The 24,956-nt window shown below is 62.9% G+C and carries 14 protein-coding genes; 7 read left to right on the top strand and 7 right to left on the bottom strand.

Features of this window, described 5'->3' with window-relative positions; all coding sequences use genetic code 11:
* The first annotated feature begins 114 nt into the window (after positions 1-114).
* Positions 115-1,152: a ThiF family adenylyltransferase gene (locus tag ACYQ6J_RS11590; RefSeq protein WP_460184351.1), complete on the top strand. Its 1,038-nt coding sequence runs from the start codon at positions 115-117 to the stop codon at positions 1,150-1,152.
* A gap of 209 nt (positions 1,153-1,361) precedes the next feature.
* Positions 1,362-2,498, top strand: a complete 1,137-nt coding sequence (locus tag ACYQ6J_RS11585) for a calcium/sodium antiporter (RefSeq protein WP_460184350.1) — start codon at positions 1,362-1,364, stop codon at positions 2,496-2,498.
* A gap of 34 nt (positions 2,499-2,532) precedes the next feature.
* Here the strand turns inward: ACYQ6J_RS11585 and ACYQ6J_RS11580 are convergent, their stop codons facing one another.
* The 3 genes from ACYQ6J_RS11580 to glmM all read right to left on the bottom strand — a co-directional run bounded on the left by ACYQ6J_RS11580 (position 2,533) and on the right by glmM (position 8,700).
* A complete protein-coding gene (locus ACYQ6J_RS11580) occupies positions 2,533-5,460 on the bottom strand; it encodes an MMPL family transporter (protein ID WP_460184349.1) in 2,928 nt (975 codons plus the stop codon).
* Positions 5,461-5,914: 454 nt separating this feature from the next.
* On the bottom strand, positions 5,915-7,054 hold the full coding sequence (gene mnmA, locus ACYQ6J_RS11575; RefSeq protein WP_460184348.1) for a tRNA 2-thiouridine(34) synthase MnmA: 1,140 nt from the start codon (positions 7,052-7,054) through the stop codon (positions 5,915-5,917).
* A 287-nt stretch (positions 7,055-7,341) separates the two neighbouring features.
* Complete coding sequence (glmM, locus tag ACYQ6J_RS11570) at positions 7,342-8,700, bottom strand: phosphoglucosamine mutase (protein ID WP_460184347.1); 1,359 nt, start codon at positions 8,698-8,700, stop codon at positions 7,342-7,344.
* A gap of 1,251 nt (positions 8,701-9,951) precedes the next feature.
* On the opposite strand from glmM, the gene ACYQ6J_RS11565 reads away from it, so the two are divergent.
* Together ACYQ6J_RS11565 and ACYQ6J_RS11560 are read left to right on the top strand one after the other, a co-directional pair.
* Positions 9,952-11,766, top strand: a complete 1,815-nt coding sequence (locus ACYQ6J_RS11565) for a phospho-sugar mutase (RefSeq protein ID WP_460184346.1) — start codon at positions 9,952-9,954, stop codon at positions 11,764-11,766.
* Positions 11,767-12,057: 291 nt separating this feature from the next.
* Positions 12,058-12,627, top strand: a complete 570-nt coding sequence (locus ACYQ6J_RS11560; protein WP_460184345.1) for an RNA polymerase sigma factor — start codon at positions 12,058-12,060, stop codon at positions 12,625-12,627.
* A 287-nt stretch (positions 12,628-12,914) separates the two neighbouring features.
* Here the strand turns inward: ACYQ6J_RS11560 and ACYQ6J_RS11555 are convergent, their stop codons facing one another.
* Together ACYQ6J_RS11555 and ACYQ6J_RS11550 are read right to left on the bottom strand one after the other, a co-directional pair.
* The gene (locus ACYQ6J_RS11555) at positions 12,915-14,351 is read right to left on the bottom strand and encodes a hypothetical protein (RefSeq protein WP_460184344.1); all 1,437 of its coding nucleotides are present in this window, start codon (positions 14,349-14,351) and stop codon (positions 12,915-12,917) included.
* Positions 14,352-14,601: 250 nt separating this feature from the next.
* Positions 14,602-15,705 (bottom strand): polysaccharide biosynthesis/export family protein, encoded by a 1,104-nt coding sequence (locus ACYQ6J_RS11550; RefSeq protein ID WP_460184343.1) that lies wholly within the window; start codon positions 15,703-15,705, stop codon positions 14,602-14,604.
* A gap of 373 nt (positions 15,706-16,078) precedes the next feature.
* Here ACYQ6J_RS11550 and ACYQ6J_RS11545 point away from each other — a divergent pair, with 373 nt between their 5' ends.
* On the top strand, positions 16,079-17,644 hold the full coding sequence (locus ACYQ6J_RS11545) for a sulfatase-like hydrolase/transferase (RefSeq protein WP_460184342.1): 1,566 nt from the start codon (positions 16,079-16,081) through the stop codon (positions 17,642-17,644).
* A gap of 25 nt (positions 17,645-17,669) precedes the next feature.
* On the opposite strand, the gene ACYQ6J_RS11540 is transcribed toward ACYQ6J_RS11545, so the two are convergent.
* Positions 17,670-18,068: a GlsB/YeaQ/YmgE family stress response membrane protein gene (locus tag ACYQ6J_RS11540; protein WP_460184341.1), complete on the bottom strand. Its 399-nt coding sequence runs from the start codon at positions 18,066-18,068 to the stop codon at positions 17,670-17,672.
* Positions 18,069-18,371: 303 nt separating this feature from the next.
* Positions 18,372-18,611 carry a hypothetical protein gene (locus tag ACYQ6J_RS11535; RefSeq protein WP_460184340.1) on the bottom strand — a complete coding sequence of 80 codons (240 nt, stop codon included), beginning with the start codon at positions 18,609-18,611 and terminating at the stop codon, positions 18,372-18,374.
* Between the two features lie 304 nt (positions 18,612-18,915).
* Here ACYQ6J_RS11535 and ACYQ6J_RS11530 point away from each other — a divergent pair, with 304 nt between their 5' ends.
* Positions 18,916-21,504, top strand: coding sequence for a hypothetical protein (locus tag ACYQ6J_RS11530; protein ID WP_460184339.1), 2,589 nt, complete (start codon positions 18,916-18,918; stop codon positions 21,502-21,504).
* Between the two features lie 267 nt (positions 21,505-21,771).
* The gene (locus tag ACYQ6J_RS11525; RefSeq protein WP_460184338.1) at positions 21,772-24,807 is read left to right on the top strand and encodes a CHAT domain-containing protein; all 3,036 of its coding nucleotides are present in this window, start codon (positions 21,772-21,774) and stop codon (positions 24,805-24,807) included.
* Positions 24,808-24,956 lie beyond the last annotated feature (149 nt).

Genomic DNA, 24,956 nt, shown 5'->3' with positions numbered 1-24,956 from the left:
GAGGCGACCGCTGCGGGACCGCCATGCGTATCATCCTAAAGGTTTTCCCGGCGAGGTCTTTCGGCTTTCGGTAACAAGTGAGATCCGGCTCGCGGATGCGGTTGGGAGGATCGTATGAGCACACCGGCTTTCGACGCCCGCTACGTCCGTCAAACTCGCTTTGCGTCGTTGGGAATCGAGGGACAAGCGAGGCTGTCGCGAGGTTTGGCGGTGATTTGCGGTTGCGGGGCCTTGGGTACGACCGCGGCCAATTGGCTGGTTCGCGCGGGAGTGGGGCGCGTCCGCATCATCGATCGGGATTTGGTGGATTGGTCGAATTTGCATCGTCAGGTCTTGTTCGACGAGGAGGACGCCCGGCAAGCCCGCCCCAAGGCCGCGGCCGCCGCCGAGAAACTCCGTGCCGTCAACTCTCAAGTGGAGATCGAGCCTGTCACGGTCGACCTCTCTGCGAGGAACGTGTCGCGGTTATTGCAGGGTGCCGACGTCGTGTTGGACGGGACTGACAATTTCGAGACCCGCTTTCTCATCAACGACTATTGCGTGCGGGAAGGCATTCCTTGGATTTACGGGGGTTGCCTGGAAGCGGAAGGCCGGGTGATGACCGTTTTGCCGGGAGAAACCGCTTGTCTGGCGTGCGTCGTGCCCGAGTGTCCTCCCCCGGGCACACTCCCGACGTGCGAGACGGCGGGGGTTCTCGGGCCTGCCGTCGGCGTGGTCGCTTCCTGGCAGGTCTGCGAAGCCATGAAGATTTTGGCGGGCAAACATCATGAAGTAACCCGCGGGCTAATGGTATTCGAGTTGTGGCAAGGTCGCGCGCGAAAGATCGCCGCCGAGCGAGTCGTGGGCGAAAACCCGTGCCGGGTATGCGGTCGCCGCGAGTTCGCCTTCCTGCAAGCCGGTCGCCAGGCGCCCGCCGTAACGCTGTGCGGAAGCAATGCCGTGCAGGTCGCGCCGCCGGAAACGCAACTCGATCCGGCCGAAATGGCGGATCGCTGGAAGGGGTTGGGGGAGGTTTCCTTGGGGGAGGGCTATGCGCGAATCAAGACGCCCGAGTGCGAGTTGACGTTGTTTTCCGACGGTCGAGCCATCGTTCGGGGCACCAAGGACCCCGCCCTGGCCCGTTCCTGGTATTCGCGTCTGGTGGGGCTATAGGATGGCGGATGCGTTTCGACGAAGTCGGCCACCCGTTGCCGAACCTTCCGTCGCCCGCATACCATGATCCGATTCGCGTTTCGAGGCGACGCCGATCGTCAAGTCGGGGCGAACTCGACGGCGACTACGCTTGCGGCCGTCGAACGCCGTTCGGCGGAAGGTCCGGCAGACCAATCACCCAAGAAATCCCCCTTGCCAGGCGAGACTTTATGATGCAGCAAATCCTTCTCATCGCGGGCGGATTCGTATGTTTGACGCTGGGCGGCGAGGTGTTGGTCCGCGGCGCCGTCGGACTCGCCAAACGCCTGGGCATGTCCGAACTCATCATCGGCCTGACGGTGGTTTCCTTCGCCACCAGCGCTCCGGAAGTCGCCGTTTCCGTCAATGCCGCCTATTCGGGCTATGCCGACGTGGCCTTCGGCAACGTTGTCGGAAGCAACATCTTCAACATCCTGTTCGTGCTGGGACTGTCCGCCCTAGCCGCTCCCTTGATCGTATCGCCCCAACTGCTTCAGCGCGACGTCCCAATCATGGTCGGGCTGTCGATTTTGACCTACTTCATCGCTCGAGACGGCGTGATCACGCACCTCGAAGGCGGCTTTCTTTTGCTGCTGATGGCGGTTTACCTGGCGATGTCGATCATCCTGGCTCGACGCGAGGGGCGTGAGTCGCGAAATCGTGCGGAAGGCGGCGGTTCCGATCTTCGGCAAGAATCGCCTCCCGCCGAATCTTCGCCTGGGGGAACGCCCTCACCCCGATGGAGCGGCGCGGCGGCGCTCTCGGGATATACGATCTTGGTCATCCTGGGCGTCGGCATCCTGATGCTGGGGGCCAAGTTGTTCGTGGACGGCGCGGTCGCATTGGCGCGTGGCTGGGGCGTCAGCGAACTGGTCATCGCCGTCACCCTGGTGGCCGCCGCCACGTCGTTGCCCGAGGCCGCGACCTCGATCATGGCGGGCCTGAGGGGACGCCGCGACATCGCCATCGGCAATGTTGTCGGCAGCAATATCTTCAACATCTTGATCGTGTTGGGGTTGGGAACCCTCGCGGCGAAAAACGGCATGGCGGTTGCGGCGGAAGCCCTGCACACCGATTTGCCCGTGATGATCGGCGTGGCCGTCGCCTGTCTGCCGATCTTTTTCACCCGGCGCATGGTCACGCGGACCGAGGGGGCCTTGCTGTTCGCCTATTACCTGATCTACACGGCGAATCTGGCGCTGGCGGTTACGCATTCTCCGTGGTTCGAACCGTTCCGCCACGCCGTCTTCTACGGCGTTTTTCCGTTAACGGCGATTTTTCTGACGGTCGGGTTCTTGCGATCCCGCGGCAAGCCTGTCGCGTCGTAGGTGCCCGTCTCGCAGCATTGCGAGATCCGAGGTCTCAGGCTGCCGCGCGGTCGGGCCGATCCCGCTCGGCGGCGTCTTCGCCCGCGCGACGTACCAAAACGCGTTCGCTCGGCTTTTCCACGGGTTGTTCGGCAACGGATTCCTCTTCGCCGACTTGCTGACGGAAAAGCGTTTGCCGCAGGAACGTTTCGATCTCCGCGCCGCCTTCGCCGGATTCTCCCTCCGCGAAACCCTGCGGGCGGGAAAGGATACGGAGCACCGAGGGTAACAGGAGAGCGGCGGTCAGGCAGGTCGCCATGCCCAGGGTCAAAACCCGTCCCAAGCTTTGCAAGCCCTGATGCGGAGAGAGCATCAGGGCACCGAATCCCACCATCGTGGTTAATGTGTTGACGATGACCGCCGTCAGCGTGGAAGGCTGCGGCGCGACGTACCGCCCCTTTTGCCGCCGATAATCGTGAATGATGTGGACCCCGTCATCGATGCCGATTCCCAGAATCAAGGGCAGCGTGATCATATTGGCGGGATTGAGCGGGATGTCCAGGTAGCCCATCAGTCCGAACAGAGCCGCCATGCCGCACACCAGCGGAATCAAGGACAGACCGACGTCGCGGAGGGAACGGAAATCGAGGTACAGCGCCAACACGATCGCCGCGAAGGCGTAGATGGTGGCTTCGATGTAGGCTCGATTCATTTGTCGGGCGGCCTCGTAAATCTGCATCGGATTGCCGGTAGCCTCGGGGTCCACGCTCCGGACGTCCGTTACGAATTGCCGCATTACTTGGGGATCCCAAAAGTCGCCCTTGCAATAGACTTGCACCAAATGGCGCCCGGTTTGTCCGATGAAGCGGACACGCAAACTCTCGGGCAGATCGTCGAGCGTGGGCGGTTGCGGATCGGCGGCGTTTTGCAGGGCGGCCCATTGCGTCCCGAGCGCCGTACGGACGGCCTGGGGGACGGCGGACAACCGTCGGGCGAGTTCCTCGGGCGGTATTTGACGCAGCAACGTTTGCAATCCCGCGATTTGTCGGGCGAAATCCGCTAATGCCGGCACCTGCGCCGCCGCGGCGTACCATTCGGAAAGGGCGGCGTCCAATCGACCGGGAAGCGCGTCCGTAGCAGTCTCCGAAAGTTCTTGTTCGATCCGCTTCATCCGGTCGGTGACGGCGCGAACAAGAGGCTCGCGCTCCGCGGCGTCGGTCGGGATGAGCGATACGATTTCTTCTACGTGATCGACGGTCGGCAAACGGAGGAATTGTTCTTTTCGAGCCAAGGCGGCTTCCGGAGTGTCGGCTACGGAAAGCGCGAAGTAACTGCTGCGGCTCATGTGTTCGACGAGCTTGTTTTGAAACTCTACGCTGGGAAGCCCCTGCGGTTGAAGGTTGAGCAGGTTGTAGTCGTACCGAAGCAAGGGCAGCCCGCAGGCGAGCACGGCAGTCGCCATGACCAGCACGAGGCTCCCGGTTCGCGGCAGGCCGTGCAAGGGGCGGAACCATCCCGACAGATCGACCAACGAGGCCTGTGCCGCCGACGGCTTTCGATCGACGAGGCAAATCATGGCCGGCAGGACGGTCATGTCGGCCAACCAGCAAAGCAGAATGCCGCCGCCTGCGATGATTCCCAATTCGGCCACGCCGAGAAAGTCGGTGAGCGCCCCGGCGAAGAAGGCCGCCGCCGTGGTCAGGGCGCCCGTGGCGATACCGCCGCCGACCGTGGCCGCCGTCTTCAGGAGTGCGGCGCGTGTTCCTCCGGTTTCCCGACGTATCGTCAGGTAGTGTGCCACGAAATGGACCCCGTAGTCTCCCAGTCCGATCAACATGGCGCCGAAAGCGCTGGTGAGGATGTTGAGATGACCGACGGTGAAGGCGACGTATCCGCAGGTCCACGCGACCGCCGTCACCAGGGAGATGGTGATCATAGCCGGATAACGAAAGCCTCCGAAACCGGCTACGAACACCAGGACGACGCCCAACAATGCCGCCGCCGCGGCGGTGCCCGACGAGCTGCTGGCTTGCATTTCGTCGAATTCCAGTACGGGCAAGCCGGTGGCGCCGAGGTGTACGTTGGGGTGACGTTTTTGGACGGTTTGTAGCGTTTCGCGGATCGCCGCCACTCTTTCCGCGAATCGCGCGAATTGGGTACCCGAGTCGGGGACGAATCGCAGCACGATCAGCCCCAGTTTGCCGTCGGGGGAGAAGAAGCGGCGGTAATTCAGCGATTCCGAGACGGCGGTGCCCGGTTTTCCGCCGCCCGTAGTTGGGGCGGGGAAGCCTTGTTCTCCAGCCGAACCGCCCGACAAACCGTTCGTCTCAGACCGTGATTTCGCTTCGAGCGGGAGTCGGCCGAGCAGTTCATCGCTCTTTCCGGCCAGGACCGCCGCCGTCGCCGCAAAGGCGTTTTCCACCTCGTGCCAGTAGGCGTCCACTCGGGCCTGATCGGCTCCCGCCAGTGCCTTGCCCTGCTCTAACAGGCCGAGCAGATATGCGCCGGGATCGGCCAAGATCCGCGTCGGAGCGATCTCCGACTCCAGTTGGTCCAATTGTTGCGGAATGGCTTCCAACTGTTCCTTGGGGAGAAAATACAGTCCTTTGGCGGCCAGACGCCCCGCGTCGAATCCGTCCAGAATGTGCTGAAAGTGTTGCGGTTGTGCCCGCAAGGCCTCCGCCAACTCGGCCAATACCGGTTCCATCTCGGACGGCGAATTCGCCTCGACGACGACGTAAACGTCCTCTTGATCCCCGAATTCGCGGACGTAACGCAACCACCGCTGATGGTATTCGGAATGCGGATTCAAGAGATCCGCGCGGCTGGTGTGGAATTGGATGAAGTGATAGCCGGTCACCGCCGCCGCGACGATACACGTCAAACCGACGACCAGCGTAACGATCGGGTTGATCGTGGCCGCACGAACGAGAAAGACCGAGAGCTTGTTGAGAATGCTCTCACGTTCCGGTATTTGGGACATCCTTTCCCCCCAAGGCGAGCCTGCTAGTACCTGGGGTGCCATCGCCGCGACTATTCAGTCGGCGTTTCCGCACCGAGCGTACCGCTCAGTCGCCTTTTCGTCCATGTTTTGCCGCTCGGCCATCCGATCGTGGGACGCGGCGGACATCCGGCCGGGATTTTGGAACTTGGGGCCCGCCGGCATGTCCACGGACCGGTCCGCGGAGGCATTCTACATCAGCCTATCAAACTGTCTCAAGACGGATTATCCCGCAGTGAGTCGAGGATTGGGCGGTGCCCGGGTGCGACGACAAGGCGATCGGCGGAAATCAAGGGCTTTCCGAACCGGCGGCTCGGCCGAGTCCAGGCATCCTGATGCCAAAGAGTCGGTCGAAGCCGCCTGCGAGATGCCGCGTGGCAACCGGCGGTCGCCAATTCTCCGGAAGCGGCGGGTGGCCCGGTTCAGCGACGAGATATCAAGCCTCGCTCTCTTCCGGCCTCTCGATCCATCCCCCCGCGATCACGCGATCCCCCTGATAACATACCACGGCCTGACCCGGCGCCACGGCGTAGCAGGGTTGATCGAAAACGACGCGAAGACGCCGTTCCGCAAGCGGTTGGACACGTGCCGGGACCGCCGGGGCACGATAGCGAATCTTGGCTTGGCAGGCGATCCCTTCGGTCGGAGGATCGATCAGCCAATTCGCGCGGCAGGCCGTCAGTTCTCGCGTTGCCAAATCATCTCGGGAACCGAGCACTACCCGGCGAGTCTTCGGTTCGAGACGGACCACGTAGTAGGGACGCCCGAGCGGAATCCCAAGCCCTTTTCGCTGTCCCACGGTGAAGCGTTCCCATCCGTCATGCCGACCGACAACCCGCCCGTCGGTCGTGACGATCTCGCCCGAGGTGTCCGCGGCGCGGCGACGTCGCACAAGGGCGGCATGATCGCCGTCCGGAACGAAGCATATCTCTTGGCTGTCCGGTTTGTCCGCCACGCGAAGTCCGATGCGGCTTGCCAGGCGGCGGATCGCCTCCTTGGAGTGTTCCCCGACGGGAAAGCGAATCCGCGCCAAACGCTCGCGCGGGATGCCGAAAAGGACGTAGGATTGATCTTTGGTCGCGTCGAGACCGGCGAATAGTCCCCAAAACCCGCCGCTCGTCTTTTGAACTCGGGCGTAATGGCCGGTGGCTACGAAGTCGGCCCCCCATGTGTCGGCGTACTCGAACAGCTTGCCGAACTTCAGTCGGTCATTGCAGACGATGCACGGATTGGGCGTCCTTCCGTCGGCGTACTCGCGGACGAAATAGTCGACGATCGAATCGAACTCCTCCTCGAAGTTGAGTACGTAAAACGGAATGCCGAGTTGCTGGGCGACTCGCCGCGCGTCCTCGGCGTCGGCTGCGCTACAACAGCCTTGCTTGCCGGGACGAATGACGGGCAGTTGCGGCCTGCCGTCGTCGCGCCGCGCGGTTGCGTCGACGCGGCATGCTCCGGCATCCGCGTGAACCCCGTGCCGCATGAATAGGCCGACGACCTCGTGGCCCGCCTCGCGGAGCAAATGTGCCGCCACGCTGCTATCCACCCCTCCGGACATGGCGAGAACTACGCGTGCCATCGTCAAACATTCCACCGGGATATATCGTCATCGTCTCGAGGTAGCGGGTGGGTGCCGACCGTCCGTCTCGGTCCCCAATTGGCGGAATGAATCCGATCCGAAAAACGGACGTCGGCGACGGCGGACGCCCAGATTAACCGGCGGCCCCCTCAGAGCGCAAGCGCGCTTGGCGAATTCCCCCGCAAGCCCAACCCTTGCACCATTGTACGCACGCGGCGTGGTGAGAATGCGTAGTCGGGGCCTTGTTCCGGTTCCGCCGCGTTTCGCGCGGGGGCTTTGCGGGGGGCTTACCCGGTCGTGGCGAGGAAGGCCTCGATACGGCGGCGAACGTCTTCGCAGATGTTTCGGGTCTCCGCTTCATCCGGCGATTCGGCAATGACGCGGACAATGGGCTCCGTATTGCTGGGGCGCAATAGGACCCAGCGATCGGGCCAGTCCAATCGAAGCCCGTCCAGGCGGTTCGTCTTGGCGTCCGGGTAACTGCGGGTCAACATCTCGTAGGCCGCAGCGAGCTTTTCACGCGGCAAGGGGACCTTCGTTTTGAGGATGGAGTAGCGCGGCAGGCGGTCGGCGAGGTCCGCCACGGGCAAGTCTTCGGACGCCATGGCGTCGAGAACGCAGGCCATGCCGACGAAGCTGTCTCGAACCAGCCCTACGGTCGGATCGATCGGGCCGCCGTTGCCTTCCCCGCCGAAAACGGCTTGGTGTTCCAGGATCGCATCCACAACGTTCGCCTCGCCCACTGCGGCGGCGTAAAACGGCACGCCGTATTGGGCGGCTAGATCTCGTGACATGCGACTGGTCGCACAATTGGCTACGATCGGTCCGCGTCGCGTCTTCAACCGATGGTCCACGCATATCGCCAGCGTGTATTCCTCGCCCAGATAGCGTCCCGACGCATCGATGATCGCCAAGCGGTCCGCGTCCGGATCCTGGCAGAATCCAATGTCGGCCTGGACCGCGCGAACGGCCTCGCCAACGTCGGTCAGGTTCTCGGCGAGAGGCTCCGCAGGGTGTTCGAACAGGCCGTTCGGCTCACTGCCGCGGGGGATGACCTCGCAGCCCAGCGCCTCCAGCAAGGGTATGCCGAGCACGCCGCCCGCCCCATGATTGGAGTCCAAGAGGACGCGATAGCGATTCTTGCGAATGCGATCGACGTCGACGGTCCGCAGAACGGCATCCAAATGCGGAGCGAGCTTGTCCGGGCAAGGTTCCGCCGTGCCGACGCGGTGATATTCCAGCCATTGCGGTTGGGAATCGTAGAATCTGCGGCGGACCTCCTCGCCCAATTGGGCGGGAATAACCCTGCCTTCGGAGGAGAATAGCTTCAAGCCGTTGTACTCGGGAGGATTGTGGCTGGCCGTGATTTGCACGCCGCCTGCCGCTCGATAGTGTCTCACGAGCAGTCCCATGGTGGGGGTAGCGACGACATCGGCGTCCAGGACATGCCGACCGCAAGCCATCAAGGCCGCTTGTACGGCGAATAGCAGCATCCGCCCGGTCGTTCGTCCGTCCCGTCCGACGATGACGGGCCCGGGCGGCGCCGCAGCAGCCCAGGCGGCGACGTAACGGATAGCCGTCTCAGGTGAAAGGTCGCGTCCGATGACGCCCCGCAGGCCTGATACGGAGATGATCAGTTCGCTCATTACGGAGATCCTTGTCCCAAACCGTCGGTCTTCGGGATGTTTTCCAACGCACCCAGTTCTAGCAAAACAGGCCAAGATGTCCAAGCCTATTCGAAAAAACGAACCGCCGGCTTTGCTCGACCGTCTATGATGGTGCCGCAAGACGCTGGGAAAATTTGGCCCCGGCATCGGTCCGGCGCTAATATTCAGGTGGAGCGATGATTCACTGAGTCGGAGGGCGAGAGGAGATCAAAATCGAACTCGACGAGGAGATTGCTGATCTTTTCTGATGAAAAACCTTTGCGCATAAGGCCGGTTCCAGTTTGTAGGTTCGGGTAGTTCGGGGTGGATGGGTATTCTAGGTCTAATTTTAGTGACGGTGGTGTGTCCTCGCGGCGTGGGTAGGCCCCTCTTAAGAGTGTGGGTGGCGGCCGACTCGGCTCTTGGTTATCTTGAATCAAAGACGAGGAGTTTTTCCCGTTAGGAAGGCGCGACATCTCGGGTGACGGCGATCTTTCCTGGCGGCGCGAAAGCGAGTATCTTTTCCACGGGAGTTGGTGAGATTTGGCTGATTGCTTGAGAAAGGCGGGTTGTTTATCGAAATGCGGCAGGTTTTGGAACGCGGCATCCTCTTGACGTAGTCAACCGTTGACCCAGTTCCTCCACAACACCTTCGCAGGAAGAGAAACCACATGAGCTGTGGCAACCCTCAAATCCCGCAGCGTCACGTTCGTCCTACCTCGACTTCGTGCGAGCCGGACAAGCCTATACGGATGGGAAGAACGGATAGCCCCGGCAAGCTTTTTGCCCGATTTCCTCAGTCGAGTCACCGGAGGGCGCAGGCGGGCAAGAAGTGGAAGATTTCCATCTGCTACCTGGGCTGAATGGACGTCGGCATTCCAACCTTCTCGGTTCGGGATGACCTAATATCGCGGTCGCGGACGTCTTCGGCCTGACCGCCGTTCCGCTCGTTTTAACTTTGTCCGTTATTCGGCGACCGATTCGGGGCGGGTTTCAGCGGGCCGTTTCATGCGGTCGCGTCATTGCATCTCAATTGAGGCCGCATCCGATTCGGACGCCGTTGCCGTGGCTGGAATCGACCCGGCGGAACGGTCGGTCTCTCTCCGTCGCCGTGAAGGCGGTAGAGTGTAATAATGTCTGCAATTGCCGGCGAGGTCGCCGCTTGAACTGGAGAGAGCAGGTCCTTGCTGCCGGGTTTACGTCGCACGTGGCACGGACGATCCTATAGCCGAAGATTTGGGAGTCGAACTCATGACGACTGGTGGGAAGGAACCGTCGGCCGCTTTATTGGAAGCCGAAAAACGGGGAGATATTTCCGCGTCCGCCGCCGAAAACATCCGGGCGTGGCTTACGCAACCGTATTATGCCGCTTACGCGCCTGAGGTGGCGGAGATGGTCCAATCAGGCCGATGGCGGGAATTAAACGAGCTGTTCTGGCAAGTCATTCCCTTCGGGACGGGCGGGCGGCGAGGGCGCATGTTCCCAATCGGGACCAACGCCATCAACGACCGCACCATTGGCGAGAGCGCACAGGGGGTGGCCGACTACGTGAAGAGCGCCAAGCCTGGGAAGGCGTGGTCGTGCGGCATCGCCTACGATACGAGGCACCGTTCGCGACACTTCGCGGAGCTATGCGCCGGGATCATGGCGGCCAACGGCTTTACCGTACACTTTTTGGACGACTATCGCAGCACGCCGGAGATTTCCTTCCTCATCCGTTACAAGCAATGCGATTGCGGCATCATGGTGACCGCCAGTCACAATCCACCCAGCGATAACGCGGTGAAGGTCTACTGGTCCACCGGCGGTCAAGTCCTTCCTCCGCATGATCGCGGCATGATCGAATGCGTCAAACGCGTGAAAGAAATCCGCTCCATGCCGTTCGCCGAGGCGCTGGCCGGCGGATTGGTGCGCGCGTGCACGGAGGAGGTGGACGCAGCCTACCGCGCGGCCTTGGCCCGGCAGTCCCGGCCCGGCCCGCGCGATCTAAAGATTCTGTATTCGCCCTTGCACGGTGTTGGTGCGACTGCCGTGCTGCCCGGTCTGAGCGCGGCGGGCTTCGAACAGGTCGAGGTATTCAAGCCGCACGCGGAGCCCAACGGCGACTTTCCCAACGTCCCGGATCACGTGGCCAATCCGGAGAACCCACGGGTCTTCGACGCCATGATCGAGTATGCCCGGACTCGCGGCTTCGATCTCATTCTGGCGACGGATCCGGATGCCGACCGACTGGGATGCGCCGCGCCGTTGACGCCGGACGCGGATGCCCCGTGGACGACCCTCACCGGCAATCAAATCGCCTCCTTGATGGCCGACTACCTGTTGTCGCGGAGTCGGGCGGAGGGAACGCTGACGCCGCAGCACTACGTGGTCGAAACCCTGGTTACCACGCGGCTCATCGGACGCATCGCCGAGGCTTACGGGGTGCGTTGTATCGACGACTTGATGGTGGGATTCAAATGGATCGGCGGCACCATGGAGTACGAAGGCCCGGAGCGGTTCGTCTTGGGCGCTGAGGAATCTTACGGTTATCTGGTGGGCGACCACGCACGAGACAAGGACGGCGCCGTCTCGGCGATCATTCTGTGTGAGCTTGCCGCGCAACTGAAGCAGCAAGGGCTGACCCTGCCCATGCAGTTGGAGGAGCTTTTCCGTCGCCACGGGGTTCATGCCGAGCGTGCATTCTCCGTGGCTATGCCGGGGGCCGACGGCATGGTGAAAATGGCGGCATTAATGGATCAGTTCCGCGCCGCTCCACCCAAGCGATTGGGAGGATTGGACGTTACCCAAACGCTCGACTTGCGTCGGCCGATCGGCGATTACGATGACGAATTGGAACTGGCGATGGCGGCGGCCCGGTCCGGCGACGTCGTCATCCTCGAGCTAGCCGGAGGCGGTAATCGAGTCGCCGTACGACCTTCCGGTACCGAACCGAAATGCAAGTTCTACATGTTTGCCGCAGAACGGCCGAACTCCGCGGCGGACGTGGCGACCGTGCGCGATGCCCTGGATTCGCGATTGAAGGCCGTGGAGGCGGATTTGCGGGCGTACGCGTCGCAGGTGTAGCCGCTCAAGGAGCATCCGTGTCGCCGCCCAATGCGGGGTAGACGCCGTGGCCGGGTGCCGCTCGCATTTTCGAGGGGCGCTGCAAGGGTACCCGCTGAATTGGCAAAAGGTCGCCAATCTCCCCAGATTGCGCAGGCTTCGAGAAAATTCTCTTGCTTGTTTCGCGGAGCAAAAATACAATCCAAAAGGGTGGAAGGCCGGTATTCGTCGTTTCCGTCGCGCACGGATGCGCTGGCGCGGCGAATCTCCCAGAAAGGGCGGTTGGACCCGTCTCGAAAGGGTTCTTCAGTGGTGCTTTCCGAAATCGATCGCCATCTTCTCGACCGTTGCTTGCAGCGCAAGCCGAGGGCGTGGGAGGATTTCGTGGATCGGTTTCTGGGGTTGGTGATTCACGTCATCCAACACACCGCCCAGTCCAGGAGCGTGCGACTGTCGCCGGAATTGCGCGACGATCTTGCCGCCGACGTGTTCCTGGCTCTGCTGGAGAACGATTTCGCGGTTTTGCGGCACTTCAAGGGGAAGTGCAGCCTAGCCGCCTATCTCACCGTGATCGCCCGGCGCGTGGTGGTCCGATCCCTCGTGCAGCGCAAGGCCCAAGCCGCGACGCTGGGGGACGCTGTCGCCCAAGCGACGGACGCTTCTGCCGGCAAGCGCACCGAGGAGGAACGGCTGATCTCTCGGGACGAGGCGGAGCGTCTGCTGAGCCTCTTGGAATCGCAAGAAGCCGCCGTGGTGCGGATGTACCATTTGGAAGAAAAATCGTATCAAGAGATCAGCCAAGCCACGGGTATTCCCGTCAACAGTATCGGCCCGATCCTCAGCCGCGCACGCTCGAAAATGCGGCGTCTCAGCCCGGCCTAGCGCCCTCTTCGCGTGGCGACGAGCGCTTGCGATTGTTGTCGGCCGTGATTGCCGTCTCGGCGAAATCGCGTCAAGAAACGGCATGAGCCGCCGAAGCGGCTCGCGCCTGAACAACTCCTCCAATCGCTCACTCGCAAGAGGCGAATTCGAATTTGCGAAAGCCCCGTTCGCTGTGTCGGAATCGGTATTCGGGCCGATCGGCCGCAGGCGAGACCGCGGCAGTCTCCGCCTTTGCCGATCGGTGTTTGCCGTCGCGAGTCTGTTCGGGACGCCTTGTTTCGGTCCGATCAAGGGTTGGCACTTACGGCAAACGTAGCGTACTGGCGCGGGGATTGCCGGAAACGCGCGAGCGTGGCGGCGCTGGAGAACATGTACAAACGCCCGTCGTACACCACGCAGTAGTCGGTCAGCCCATCCTTGCGCTCACCCTGCATCAATGCAACGGGATCCAGACCGGATAGGGCCGGCGTGTAACGTTCCGCGTTCGCCACGAACTTCTTGAGGGCGTTCGCGTCGGAGAGCCAATAGACCCGACCCTTCCATTCGGCCGAGTACTGCGGCGAGCCTTTGATCCACTGCTCGTTCTCGACGAGTTGGACCGGACAAAAACCGTCCAACAGGGGCGCTGCGGCGGGGGGCGCCGCGGACTCGAAGCCTGCCGGAGCCGCGGTTTCGGGGATGGTCAGCCCCACGTAACCGGCCCGTTGCATATCGGGCGAGGATGGTCTGTCCGTCTGGAATGCCACGGCGGGGGCCGCCGGGGCCATGTTCGGCCCGGGTGACGGACCGTTTGGGAACGCACTCGGTCCCGGTTTCACGTCCGGCAACCATTCGCGTCGCGGCACCTCCGCACCGAGCGTCGACTGAGCCGCCAACCCGGCGACGGGGCCCGTACCGGCGGCGCCCGGGGTGCCGCTCTGGACCGTGGGGTTACGGATGATAAGGGGCGACGATGCCGCTGCGGCGCTGCCACCGGACGGTCCCAACGATAGCCGCACGGCAGGCCCTCCGTTGGCGAGAGACGATTCGCCGCCGGTCCATGCCGCGGTTCCGGTCACGGACGGCGAGGACGGAACGGTCGGGTTGGCCGGGAAGCGATCGACCGAGGGAACGCTAATCACGGGACCGCGCTGAGGCGCGAGCGATGCCGAGTGGGTCGGCGGTACAATCAACGGCAACATCATGCTCTGAGATCCGGCGTCCGGGTTGGCATCCGGAGACGCAGGGGGGGCTTCCGGTGCGTTTGGTAACGGCGCGGGCGGATCGCTCGGGGGGATCGGTTCGGTGCGAAACGGCGTGGCAGGTGCCGCCGGTTCCGGAATTACGGCAGGCGGTTGCGGTGACGCTTCCGCCGGCGGCGGAGGAGGGGTTGGTTGCGCCGTCTCTTCACCGCCGTCTGCGGGGGGATAGCCCGGCAGGAGCGATGATCGCTGCGGCATCAAAGGCTCCAACTTTTGGGAAGGTAGCTTGGGCTTGGGGCTGCCGTCGGGACGCCGGACCTCTTCGGCTCCGATGGCCTGCGGGAAGTGGATATCCATGCGCGATTCGCCCGGCCAGGGGCGCCATCGAGTCGGATAATGCCCGTAGAAATCGACGTTGGCCTTGCACGTGGTGCACGCGTCCAGGCCTGGGTAGGCGTAGTGCTGGGCCCGAACGCCGGTCGCTGCCGACGCGACGCCGATTCCCAAAATCGAAAGCAACACGAGTCGTTGTGTACGAGCCATGCCGAGATTTCTCCTCACTCATCAAACCGCGCGTTTGGTGCCGGTTGGGAAACTGTACGGATACTTGGCATCCTTATGGGGTTGTCTGTCGCGGCACGGAAAAATTCGCATCTCTTGATCGTCAGCGCGACGGCCAACCGTTTTCAGCCGTTTCGAGTCGCTTAATCCCCTCCGCCGGGAGTCGCAATCCGTTTTCAATCGTCGGCGGAGGTCGTCGCCGCACCATCTCCGCCGCCACTTTTGTCCTCACTTAGAACCCGCTGCGGTTTTGGTTGTATCCGCGGCCCATGGTTTGCAGGCTGCGGACCGTCGAGGTTCCCAGGCTGGTGAAGCCGAACAGGCGTTCCACCGGGGCCACCATCTTGTCGATCCAGGCGTGCATGGCGATCATCTCGTCGTGGGCGATGAAGATGCGGTCGCCCGGCAAGACCTGGTAGTTCGTGGCGGTGTTGCCGCCGCGGGTGATGGCATTCCAGTCCACAGGCAGGACCTGTTCGCAACCGGTGCCCGCCGGTGAGGGCCGTGCGATCCAGATCTTCTTGCTGGAGACCTGCGACACGCCGCCCACCTGCGCGACCGCGTCCAAGACCGTCTCGTTGCCGGTGCAGGGCAGGCGGATGACGTTGTCGTCTTCGCCGGGGCCTTCCGTGATGACGTAGTACACCTTGCTGTTGTAGGCCAGCACCTCCAAGGAGACATCGGGCGAGTCGAGGAATTGGGAGAGGTGCCGGCGGACGGCCTCGCGGGCCTCGGGGAGCGTCATTCCCGCCACGTACACGGCGCCGTACTGTTTGAGGTTGAGCGTCCCGTCGGGCCCCACCAGGTAGACGCCGCCGATGGGTTGCAAACCGCTCGCCCGGGCCAATTGGACGGCGACTTCGGGGGCGCGGAGAATCCGCCGCAGGTGCTGATCGATGGCCCAGCGGGCCTCCTCCACGGTCATGCCCGCCACGCGGACCGAACCGTAAGCCGGTCCCAGATTGATCGTGCCTTCGGCCTCCACCATGTAGTAGCCCGCGATGGGCTGGTCCAGCAGCGTCCCGATCACGTCCACTTGCAGCACGTCGTAGACCTCCAGCCGATAGGGCGGGAGGGGGACCATCTTGGGGACCTCGATTTGGACCACGTCGGGCGGTTCCAGGCGGTAGGCGGGCAAGGAGACCTTGGCCAATTCTCGGGGAGGCTCCAAATCGGCGGAGGCCGGCGTCTGCTCCAGTCCGGGATCGTAGAAGTCCATGGTTCGGCAACCGGAGGCCGCGAGCGTCAGGACCGCGATCAGGGAAAGAGCCGCGGCGAAGCGACCGCAAGACCGGAAATCCGGAAAGATTAGGTCGAAATTGCGACCGGGGATCATGGCGATAGGGACTCCTCAACCGAGTGAGGCATCAGGTTCGGCACGCAAACCGAACGCAGGCGACAAAACCGTCGCCACTGTTGCTGTCGGAATAATCGGCAAACTTTGCCAACAACTTGCCTGAAAGTTGGGAAACGGCGACCGCTATTTCTTTGCCGACCTTGATGAGGCAAGATAACAGGAGCGACACCACGCCGAGCGTGGGCAACGAATCTCGCTGGCGCAACGGTGTTTCGCCGATTCGGGAGCTTTTCGTGCCTGCCTGTGAACGACAGTAGTCGAAGGCGGACCACCGGCACGAGGCGGAGACCTCACAACCCGTTGCGTTCTCCCAAATTCAAAACTCGATCGCGGCACAAGTGAAAAGCCTGTCATGCTGAGTGCGATTCTAGTCGTCGTCGACGGACTGCGTCCGGAGTATCTGGGATGCTACGGCAACTCTTGGGTCTCCACCCCGAATTGGAACCGTCTCGCCGCGGAAGGGTTCGTGTTCGACCACTGCTTGGCCGCCGAACAAGACCCCGTGAAGGCGTTCCGGTCGTTGCTCGCCGGACGGCATCCGGCGTTTTTTTCGCGGGAGGTCCGATCGGATACGATCGCGGATGGCGGTGGTGTCCTTATGACTGCGCCTTTGATCCAATCCGTTGAGCGGAACGGAGGATCGAGCCTGCTCGTGACGGACGACCCCCGTTTCTTCCAGGATCCGTCCGCCCAATGGTTCGAAACCGTACAACTGGTTTCCGGTCGACGGGTCGAGACGCCGGCAACGGACTCCTGGGAGGCGATTTTGGCCGGATTGCCGCCGACACCGTGTGCGGATTGGGCCGAGACGTGGACGGCCGGCTTCTTCTCCCAGGCTTCGGATTTGTTGACAGGCCTGAAAGACCGACCGTTCTTCCTGTGCTGCCACCTGGGCGGGTTTTCCCGCATCTGGGACTGTCCCATGGAGTTTAGGGAGCGCTATCAGGAAGAGGGGGATCCCCCGCCCTGGAATGGGGTATCCGCACCGCGACACTTTTTCCCGCCCGGCGCCGATCCGGACTCTTGGTTGCCCTTCGTCCAGACGTATGCGGGCCAAGTGGTCCTGCTGGATTTGTGTTTAGGCGGACTGCTTCAAGCGATCTCGATGAGCGGCCTGGATGAGCGGTGCGTGTTGGCTCTGACCGGACTCGGGGGCTATCCGTTGGCTGAACACGGGTGGCTGGGGCTTTGGAAAATGGTTCCCCGCAACGAGCGAGTCGGCTGTCCGCTGGTGTTGCGATTTCCCGACCGAGTGGGGGCCTCCGATCGAAGTCACGCCCTTTGTTATCTCCACGACCTCGCACCGACATTGAACGAGGCTGTGGGCAACTCAAACGTGTCCAGTGATCCGCGCGGGGAAAGTTCTGGTCAAACAGGGGGCGCGAACGCAGTCACCGTGGTAGCCGAATCAGCGATTGCACCGGTCCGCGACGCGGACGGCACGAGCCTGATGCCGATCATTCGCGGAGAGGCGGAGCAGGTCCGGGAGCGGTTGTTCTGTTGCTGTGACGATCCGGCGGCGACGGCCATCCGAACAGCGTCGTGGTTCGCGGTGGTGGATATGAGCGCGGATTTGCAGGCATTCGACCGGGGGCCGATGGAGGCCGCGTCGGAATCGGCCCGACCTACCGCGACGGCCTTCGCGGACCCCTGTGCGGAATCGGTTTCAACGCATCCTATTGACCAGGGTGCGGCGGCGCCGGACTTAGAGCGAATGCTGGATTTGGCGACCGTTCGTCGGATCGTGGAGCTTTACGTTAAGCCGCACGACCGTTGGGAGATGAACGACGTGGCGGACCGCTGTCCCGAGGCTGCCGCGGCGGCGATCCGGCAGACCCTGGCGTTTCGACGTTTGGTAAACGGCGAGCTTTCAACCATGCCGCCTTTAGATCCCGAATTGACGGAGCGACTGTCCTGACTCGGGGGGATGGAAGAGCCGCCGGTCAATCTTCTTCGTGCGGGTCGACGAACCACCCGCCTCGGACCGGGGCGGGGCGACGCCGCGATCCGTGGCGAGAACTGCGTGCCGCCTGCTCCGCCGCGACGATCAAGAGGAATCGGTATCCCACCAGCAGGACCGAAGCCCCCGTCACGGAGGCCACGGCACCCAACGGACTGATGGGATGGAAGGATTCGAATCGCCAGACGGTCTGTAAGACGAGTGGCCCGATCGTGCAGCCGAGCATACCGATGGCCAAGACGCCGACAGGGCTGCTGGGTTCTTCGCCGGGAAAAATGGCGCGGGCGGCCAAGCCGACCAAGAGCCCGAAGCCGATCCAAATCAGGATCCAATAGATCCAGAATTGAACCGGTTCGGAGAATTGGAGTTGGAGAAAGACCATCGCGGTCGCTCCGCTCCGGGCAAAGCCGTCGATACCAGGTTGTCCGTCAGAGGTTGCCGTCGAACAGCGATCTTGCGGGGAGTAACATCGGCCGGGCGATTGGACGGCGGGGACCGACCGGCGGGGCTGGCGGAACCGCGAGTCGGCCGCAGTGCGCTCCGCGATTCACGCAGGCTGCCTTCCGCAAAGAATCGGCCGACTTTCGTTCGCGACTCGAAACAATTCCGTCGGAAAAAAGCTTGGACGGCCCGTGACAAATCGCCCGGACCGTCCTTGAACCGGCGTTTCACGAAGGTGCGTTCGCTATCGCGACTGGCTTTGATCTTGCCGGGCTTGGGCTTCCTTCAGGGCCGCCGCCTCGCGCGACAGTTTGAATTCCGTGCCCGGCGCGAAGTATTGGACATCGTCCTTGAGATAGTACGGGCTGGGGAGCATTTGCCCTCCCACATCCACTTGGCAGCCCGTCCCGGCGAACAATGCCCCGGATACGACCCCTGCCAGAATCCAGATCAGCCCTCTAACGCGGGTCTTCGGGCCGCTCATCGCCAACCTCCTGCTGTATTGTCTTCCTGACCGAGGACTGTACGTCGTTTCGTCGCGAGACGCCCGGCCGCGCGATGACGTACCATGCTGTCGGAACCCTGCAACCCACAGGATCGTCAAAGTCGTTATCGTCATTACAGGCGGCGCGACTTTAGTTCGACCCGTGGCTCGTTGGAAACATCTCGCTTCCAGACGTAAGATCAAGAGAGATCGAACGGCGCTGGGGCTGAGCGGCGACCTCGCCCGAGGACGCCGCCGCGAGGGCCGTAGTTCGCGGAACGGAAGGCGGAGAGAGGAACGACTTATGGCCGCACGGGCCGACGGATGGCGGATGGGACTGGCGGGCGCGGTGCTCCTTGCCTTTGCGACCTCGATCCTAGGGGCGGAACTTGGGCCGCCGCCGAACCGGTTGCCGGTCGTGATCGGGGATCACCCTCGCGTGTTCTTTTTCCGGCAGGCCGAATCCTTCGCCCGCGGAAAGCGGATGGACTACGACCGCTGGGACGCCTGCTTCAGTCGCCTGATGGGCATCATGGGCAAGGCGCTCGACGAGGAAGTCCCCGGCACGATTCCCGACAACATCGCGTATTTCACCCGTTTCAAACAGCTTCATCCCGATCAGGCGGTATTGCTCCATTACAACGGAAACGCTCGGGATCCGCGGTTCGAACGGGAGGAATTCTTCGCCGGGCATTGGCTTTATCACGTCGGTTCCAAGATTCTGGACGACGTGCCCGCGGAAGAAGGCGAAACGATCATCCGCGTGGCCGATCCCACGCTGTATCGCGTGAATATGGGGCGATATCGGGACGCGAACGAGGATATCGGTCTTTGCGAGTTGGACGGAAGCGGGCGGCCCAATTGGTTCCGCTCCGAACAGGTGCAATTGGTCGCCGTCGATCTCGAGAATAAGACGATCACCGTCCGCCGGGGGTGCTACGGGACGCGACCGCTCGCTTTCGCGGCGGGCAAGGGATACGCGGCGGCGCACGCGACGGAGGGACCGTGGGGAAGGCGAGCCAACCTCTTGTGGTACTACAACTACGCGACGTGTTGCCCGAAAGACGCGGAGGGCCGCGCTTGTTGGCAGGTTCATGCCCGGGACGTGGCCGACCGGTTTGCGCCCGGCGGCGAACTGGCGGCCTTCGATGGTCTGGAGTTCGATGTATTGGCGTTCCGTCATAGGGGCGGGAATCGGCCGCTGGACTGCGACGCCGACGGCATCGGCGACGACGGCATCTTCGACGGGATCAATCTGTACGGCTTAGGGGTCATCCAATTCTTGGAAGACTTGCGGCGGCGGATGGGGGACGAAAAGTTGATCATGGCCGACGGCCAGCAGCAGGACGGAGGTCAGCGCGGTTTCGGGATTCTCAATGGAATCGAGAGCGAGGGGTTTCCGCACCTGTCCGACCACGACATCGAAGATTGGTCGGGGGGCCTGAATCGGCACGGGTATTGGGCCGCCTATTCCCGGCCTCCGGTGTTCAACTATATCAATCACAAGTTCGTCGCCCCCGGCGAAAACCCGGGCGAAAACCGCCAACCAACCTTGCCGTGGGGCAGACATCGGCTTTCGTTCGCGGCGGCCCTATTTACCGACTCCGCCATTTGCTACTCGTACGCTCCGCCGAAGGGCGACTCGGACTTCCCCATCGCCGTATGGGACGAGTTTTGGGCGGGCAAGGAGCGGCGGTTGGGATGGTTGGGCAAGCCGCTTGGTCCGAGCATGACTCTCGCGGTCGAATCGCCGAACCTGTTGGCTTCTTTGAAGCAACACGGACCGGAGGGATTGTCGCCGATTTCCTACCCGATGGAGCTTGAGGGGCTTGAAGGGCAGGAGCAAACGGGACGGACCATTCACGTGCAAGTCGACGGCGAGGATTTGTATTTCCAGATGACCGCCTCGTCGGACCCTTTGCGCGGCTATCCCGAGTCGATGGCTCGATACGTAACGGTTCGTTTGCGATCGCCGGGAGACCTGATGCGCCCGGAAAACTTGGATTCGGCCGTGATGCAATTGCGGGGCGAGGAGCCGAAGTTCTTGGATCCGGATACCGGCGCCTCGCTGCGCTGGGCGGGGCCGACGACGCTGGGCGGCCAAACGCTGCCGGCCTTCGCCGCTCATCCGCCGTACAAGACCAAGAAGGGATCGGTTTGGTGGAAGACTACCGTCTTCGTCGCCCCGGGGGTGCGTTTGCATTTCGCGACCGGGATGGGTGAGCGAGCGCCGGGTCGTAGCGACGGCGTCGTCTTTCGCGTGGAAGCTCGGCCCATCGAGAGCGGCACGGATTCGCCGCCGCCGGGGCCGCCGACGGTCCTGTTCGAGCAAAACCAGGTGGCTTCACGATGGGAGACCCATGACATCCCGCTGGATGAAAAGCTTGCGGTAAGCGGGGAAGGTCGGGCTTTCGAACTGCGCTTTATCGCCGACGCCGGCCCGAACGACAACGCCACGACCGACCACGCCTACTGGGGCGATGCATGGGTCGGGGAATCGGCGCCGGTTCGACTGTCGCATCGATCCGCCGAGCACGGGTCTTGGGTGGGGCGAACGCCCTGGACCTCGGGGTTCTACTTTCGGGGATTGAAGCCCGGTCGGTACGAATTGGAAATCGTGCTGGAAGGTCGCGAAAAACTGGTCATTCACGACATGTCTTTGCATGCGGCGCCCGACGCCCGATACCGGCGATTCGAGCATGGAATCGTTTTGGCGAATCCGTCGCTGCATGCGGTCGTATTCGATTTGGCGGCGATCGCCCCCGGCGTGCGCTTCCGGAGGATCGCCGGCACCTCGGGACAGGATACCGAAACCAACAATGGGCAAACGGTCGGCCCGTCCGTTACGTTGCCGCCCTTGGATGCGCTGTTCCTGGAGGTCGCGCCGGATTGATCGTTGCCGGTCGGGCGTCGGCACGGCGGATTGTCCGCGAAAAGGATTCAGGTTTCGCATGATGTGTTTCGAGCGTCGAGAGGAAATGGCATGCCGCGGTCGGTCGTGATGCGATTGGGTTTTCAGAGGAATTCGTTTCGTTGCGCACTCCGAAGTGCCGGACTTCGGCGAAGGTGCGGGCCGACCCCGCGTATTAGGTACGCCTTTTGTTGGACGCTGGTCTTCGTCCTACTGTGCTCCTGCGGAGCGCGTTCGGCGACCGCCCAAGTGGCCGCGGATACCCGCATTCCGCCCGGGCTGTATTACGCCGGAATCGTGATGTTGCAAGAGGGCCGAGTTCGGGACGCCTTGCGAAACTTCGAGAGTTGTTATCGCAGTGCGATTCGAGTGGGCGCTCAGCGCTGGGTCGATTCCATCTGCTATCTGACGATGCAAGGCGAAGCCCTGTATGCGATGGGGCGATTGGATCAAGCCTTGGACAGCTACAATGCGGCCTTGCAACTGTCGTTGGCGTATCCCGACTGGCTCAACTACGTGCAATTCCCGCCTCAACTCACGCCGTCCACGCAGGCGGCTTTTCAGTCCGTTCCTTGGCAGGGACGAACCCGCACCTCGCGATTCGCTAATTATCCGGATGAAATGCTGATCCTGCTGGGCAACGTGGAATGGGCGAGGGCGTTCCAAGAGGGCGGAGTCGCCATGCCGGCCAAACTCAAGCCCATCAACGTCGTCGAGATTTTGCGGTGCAATGCCTTGGCGATGCGCCGACGCATGGAGCTTCTGGGGCCATTGGCGCCGGTCGATCCCATGACCAAGGACCTGTTGAACCTGTGGTCGCGCCGACCGGGTCCGCCCAACCATTGGTCGCAATGCTGGATCGACCTGCTGCTGGGTTTGTCGATGCAGGCCGACGGTCGGATCGACGAGGCGATTCCCATGCTAACGCGGTCCGCCACGGCGGCGGGCCAGTACGATCACCCCATGACGGTTTACGCCCTGTTGGAATTGGGCCGGTTGGCCCTGAGTCGGGGAGACTTCGCCGCTGCGCAGGGATTCTTCCACGAGGCCACGTTCCCGGCGGTCGTGTACCCCGACGCGGCGGCATTGGAGGAGGCCTTTCGCTGGGCCGCATTGGCGCACCTATTGAGCGGCGCGCAAGGTCCGTATGCGCCGGCGGCGCCCGCCGCGGCTTGGGCGCGCACCAAGCGACTCCGCAATGTTCAGGCGTCGCTGGCCTTGTCATCCGCGGAATTGCAGGCGGCGGCGGGAAACTGGTCGGCAGCGGCCGCGCAGTTGGACGAAGCGCAGTCGGCCTTTGCGAGGACCGATCTCGCCGCAGGTCGGCCTGCCGATCGATGGAATTTCCTCCGCGCCGTCACGCTCCTTCACGCCGGCAACCTCAAGGACGGAGAAGCGGCTTTGTCGGCGGCCCTCACCGGGATGCGGACACGCTCGCTTTGGCTCTTCCAATTGTCGCGGTTGGCCACCATCTACACGAGCGGACGAATCACCATGCGGGGGCCGATTACCCCCAAGACCGCCATGGAGTTGTACGGCGTACTTCTTCGCGATCCCAGTCGGTTGGATTGGGCCGTCGATCCCTTGGAGTGTTTGGCCGTCACGGCGACGCCGCATCCCGCCCTTTTCGAGCAGTGGTTCCTCATCGCTTGGGAACGGAATCTGATGGACGAGGCTTTGGAAATCGCGGAGCGGGCCAAGCGACACCGTTTCGAGGCCGTGCTGCCGTTGGGCGGGCGTCTGGATGCCGTGCGGCGGTTGATCGCGGCGCCCGAAGAGGAATTGAGCAATTCCGCCCGCGTCGAGCGAACCAACGTCTTGGGGAAGTATCCCACGCTGGCCGCCGCGGTGCGGGAATCGCAGGAGCGTTACGCGCAGTTGCGGGCGACACCGTTTCCCCCGACGGACAGCGCCGGATGGCAGGCGTTGGGACAGGCTCTCGATCAGTGGACGGCGATCAATGCCGGCGTGGAAGCCGGGCTTCGATCGGTGGCGGTTAGCCGGGAGACGGCCGGCGAGCCTTTCCCGCCCATTTTGTCCGCCAAGGAGATTCAACGTCGCTTGCCGCAAGGGGCGGTGTTGCTATCGTTCTTCGCCGTCGGGAACGACCTCTACGGTTTCCTGCACACTCAGGACCGATACGAGGCGTGGCGTGTTCGCGGAGGCATAGCGCCGGTGGCAAGACAGCTTACCACGCTGCTCCAGCAGTTGGGGCAGTACGACGTCAATCGAGAATTCTCGATCAAGGAGGCCGCCGACACGACGTGGAAGAATACGGCCGAGGGGATTCTCAACTCCATCACTAGCGGATCGAAGGCCGACTTGGCGGGAGAATTCGGCGAATTGATCATCGTGCCCGACGGGGCGCTGTGGCACGTGCCGTTCGAGTTGTTGCAAGTGAAAGTCGATGATCAGCGGGTTCCGTTGATAGCCAAGCATCCCATTCGTTACAGCCCGACCGCCGGACTGGCGGTGACGCCGGGACCGGGACCGGGCGTGCAGCCCCGGACCGGCGTATACCTCGGGCGACTGTTTCCCCAAGAGGATGCCTCGGTCGCGCAGAAACGCTTTGACGTGCTGGCCCAAGCCGTGCCCGCCTGCGTTCCCTTGTCGGGTACCGGCAACACCGTCAACGGCGCGGTGCTGGCGCCGCTGTTCGATCGTTTGATCGTCCTGGCCGATCTGGAAAACACCACGACCGCATTGGATTGGGCGCCGTTGCCGCTGGGCTCCGGCGGGAATACCTTGGCCGACTGGCTGACCTTGCCCTGGCCCGCTCCCAAGGTTTTCGTCGCTCCCGGCTTTCACACGGTGGCCGAATCGGCGTTCAAGCGTTTGGGAGGAGTACCCACGGGGCAAGAGATATTCCTTTCGCTCACGGCATTAGCCGCCTGCGGCACGCGAACCGTTGTCATTAGCCGTTGGCGGACCGGCGGTGAAAGTTCCCTGAACATGGTGCGAGAGTTTTTGCAAGGACAGGCGGAGCAAGGGGTCTCCGAGGCGTTCCGGCGGGCCGTGTTGCTGATTATGAGTGCGCCGCTGGATCCCGCGCAGGAACCTCGGGTCCAGAAGAAGACGCCCGATCAGCCGTTGCGGATGGAAAATCCCTTTTTCTGGGGAGGTTATTTGCTTTCGGCGCCGGGGGAAGTGCATGAAGACGGCAACGGTCCGCCGGTCGCGGCGCCGCCGGACGGCAAAGCGGCAGCGGCAGATGCCGGGGTTCCGCCCGGTGCCGACGCCGGGGGCGCGGCTCAGCCGCCCGCGAATCCCGACGCCCCGCAGTAACAATGGGTGCGTTCCTCCGTCGACGGACCGCGACGGTTCGTGCGCGGCGGCACTTGGACTTGCCGGACCCCCAACACGAGAGAGACAATGATATAGCCGAATCGTGAAGGTCGCGTTTGGCGGCATACCTGCACATCACCTCTTTCCAG

Source organism: Thermopirellula anaerolimosa (assembly GCF_054657335.1).
This window is presented reverse-complemented; position numbering and strand designations above follow the sequence as displayed.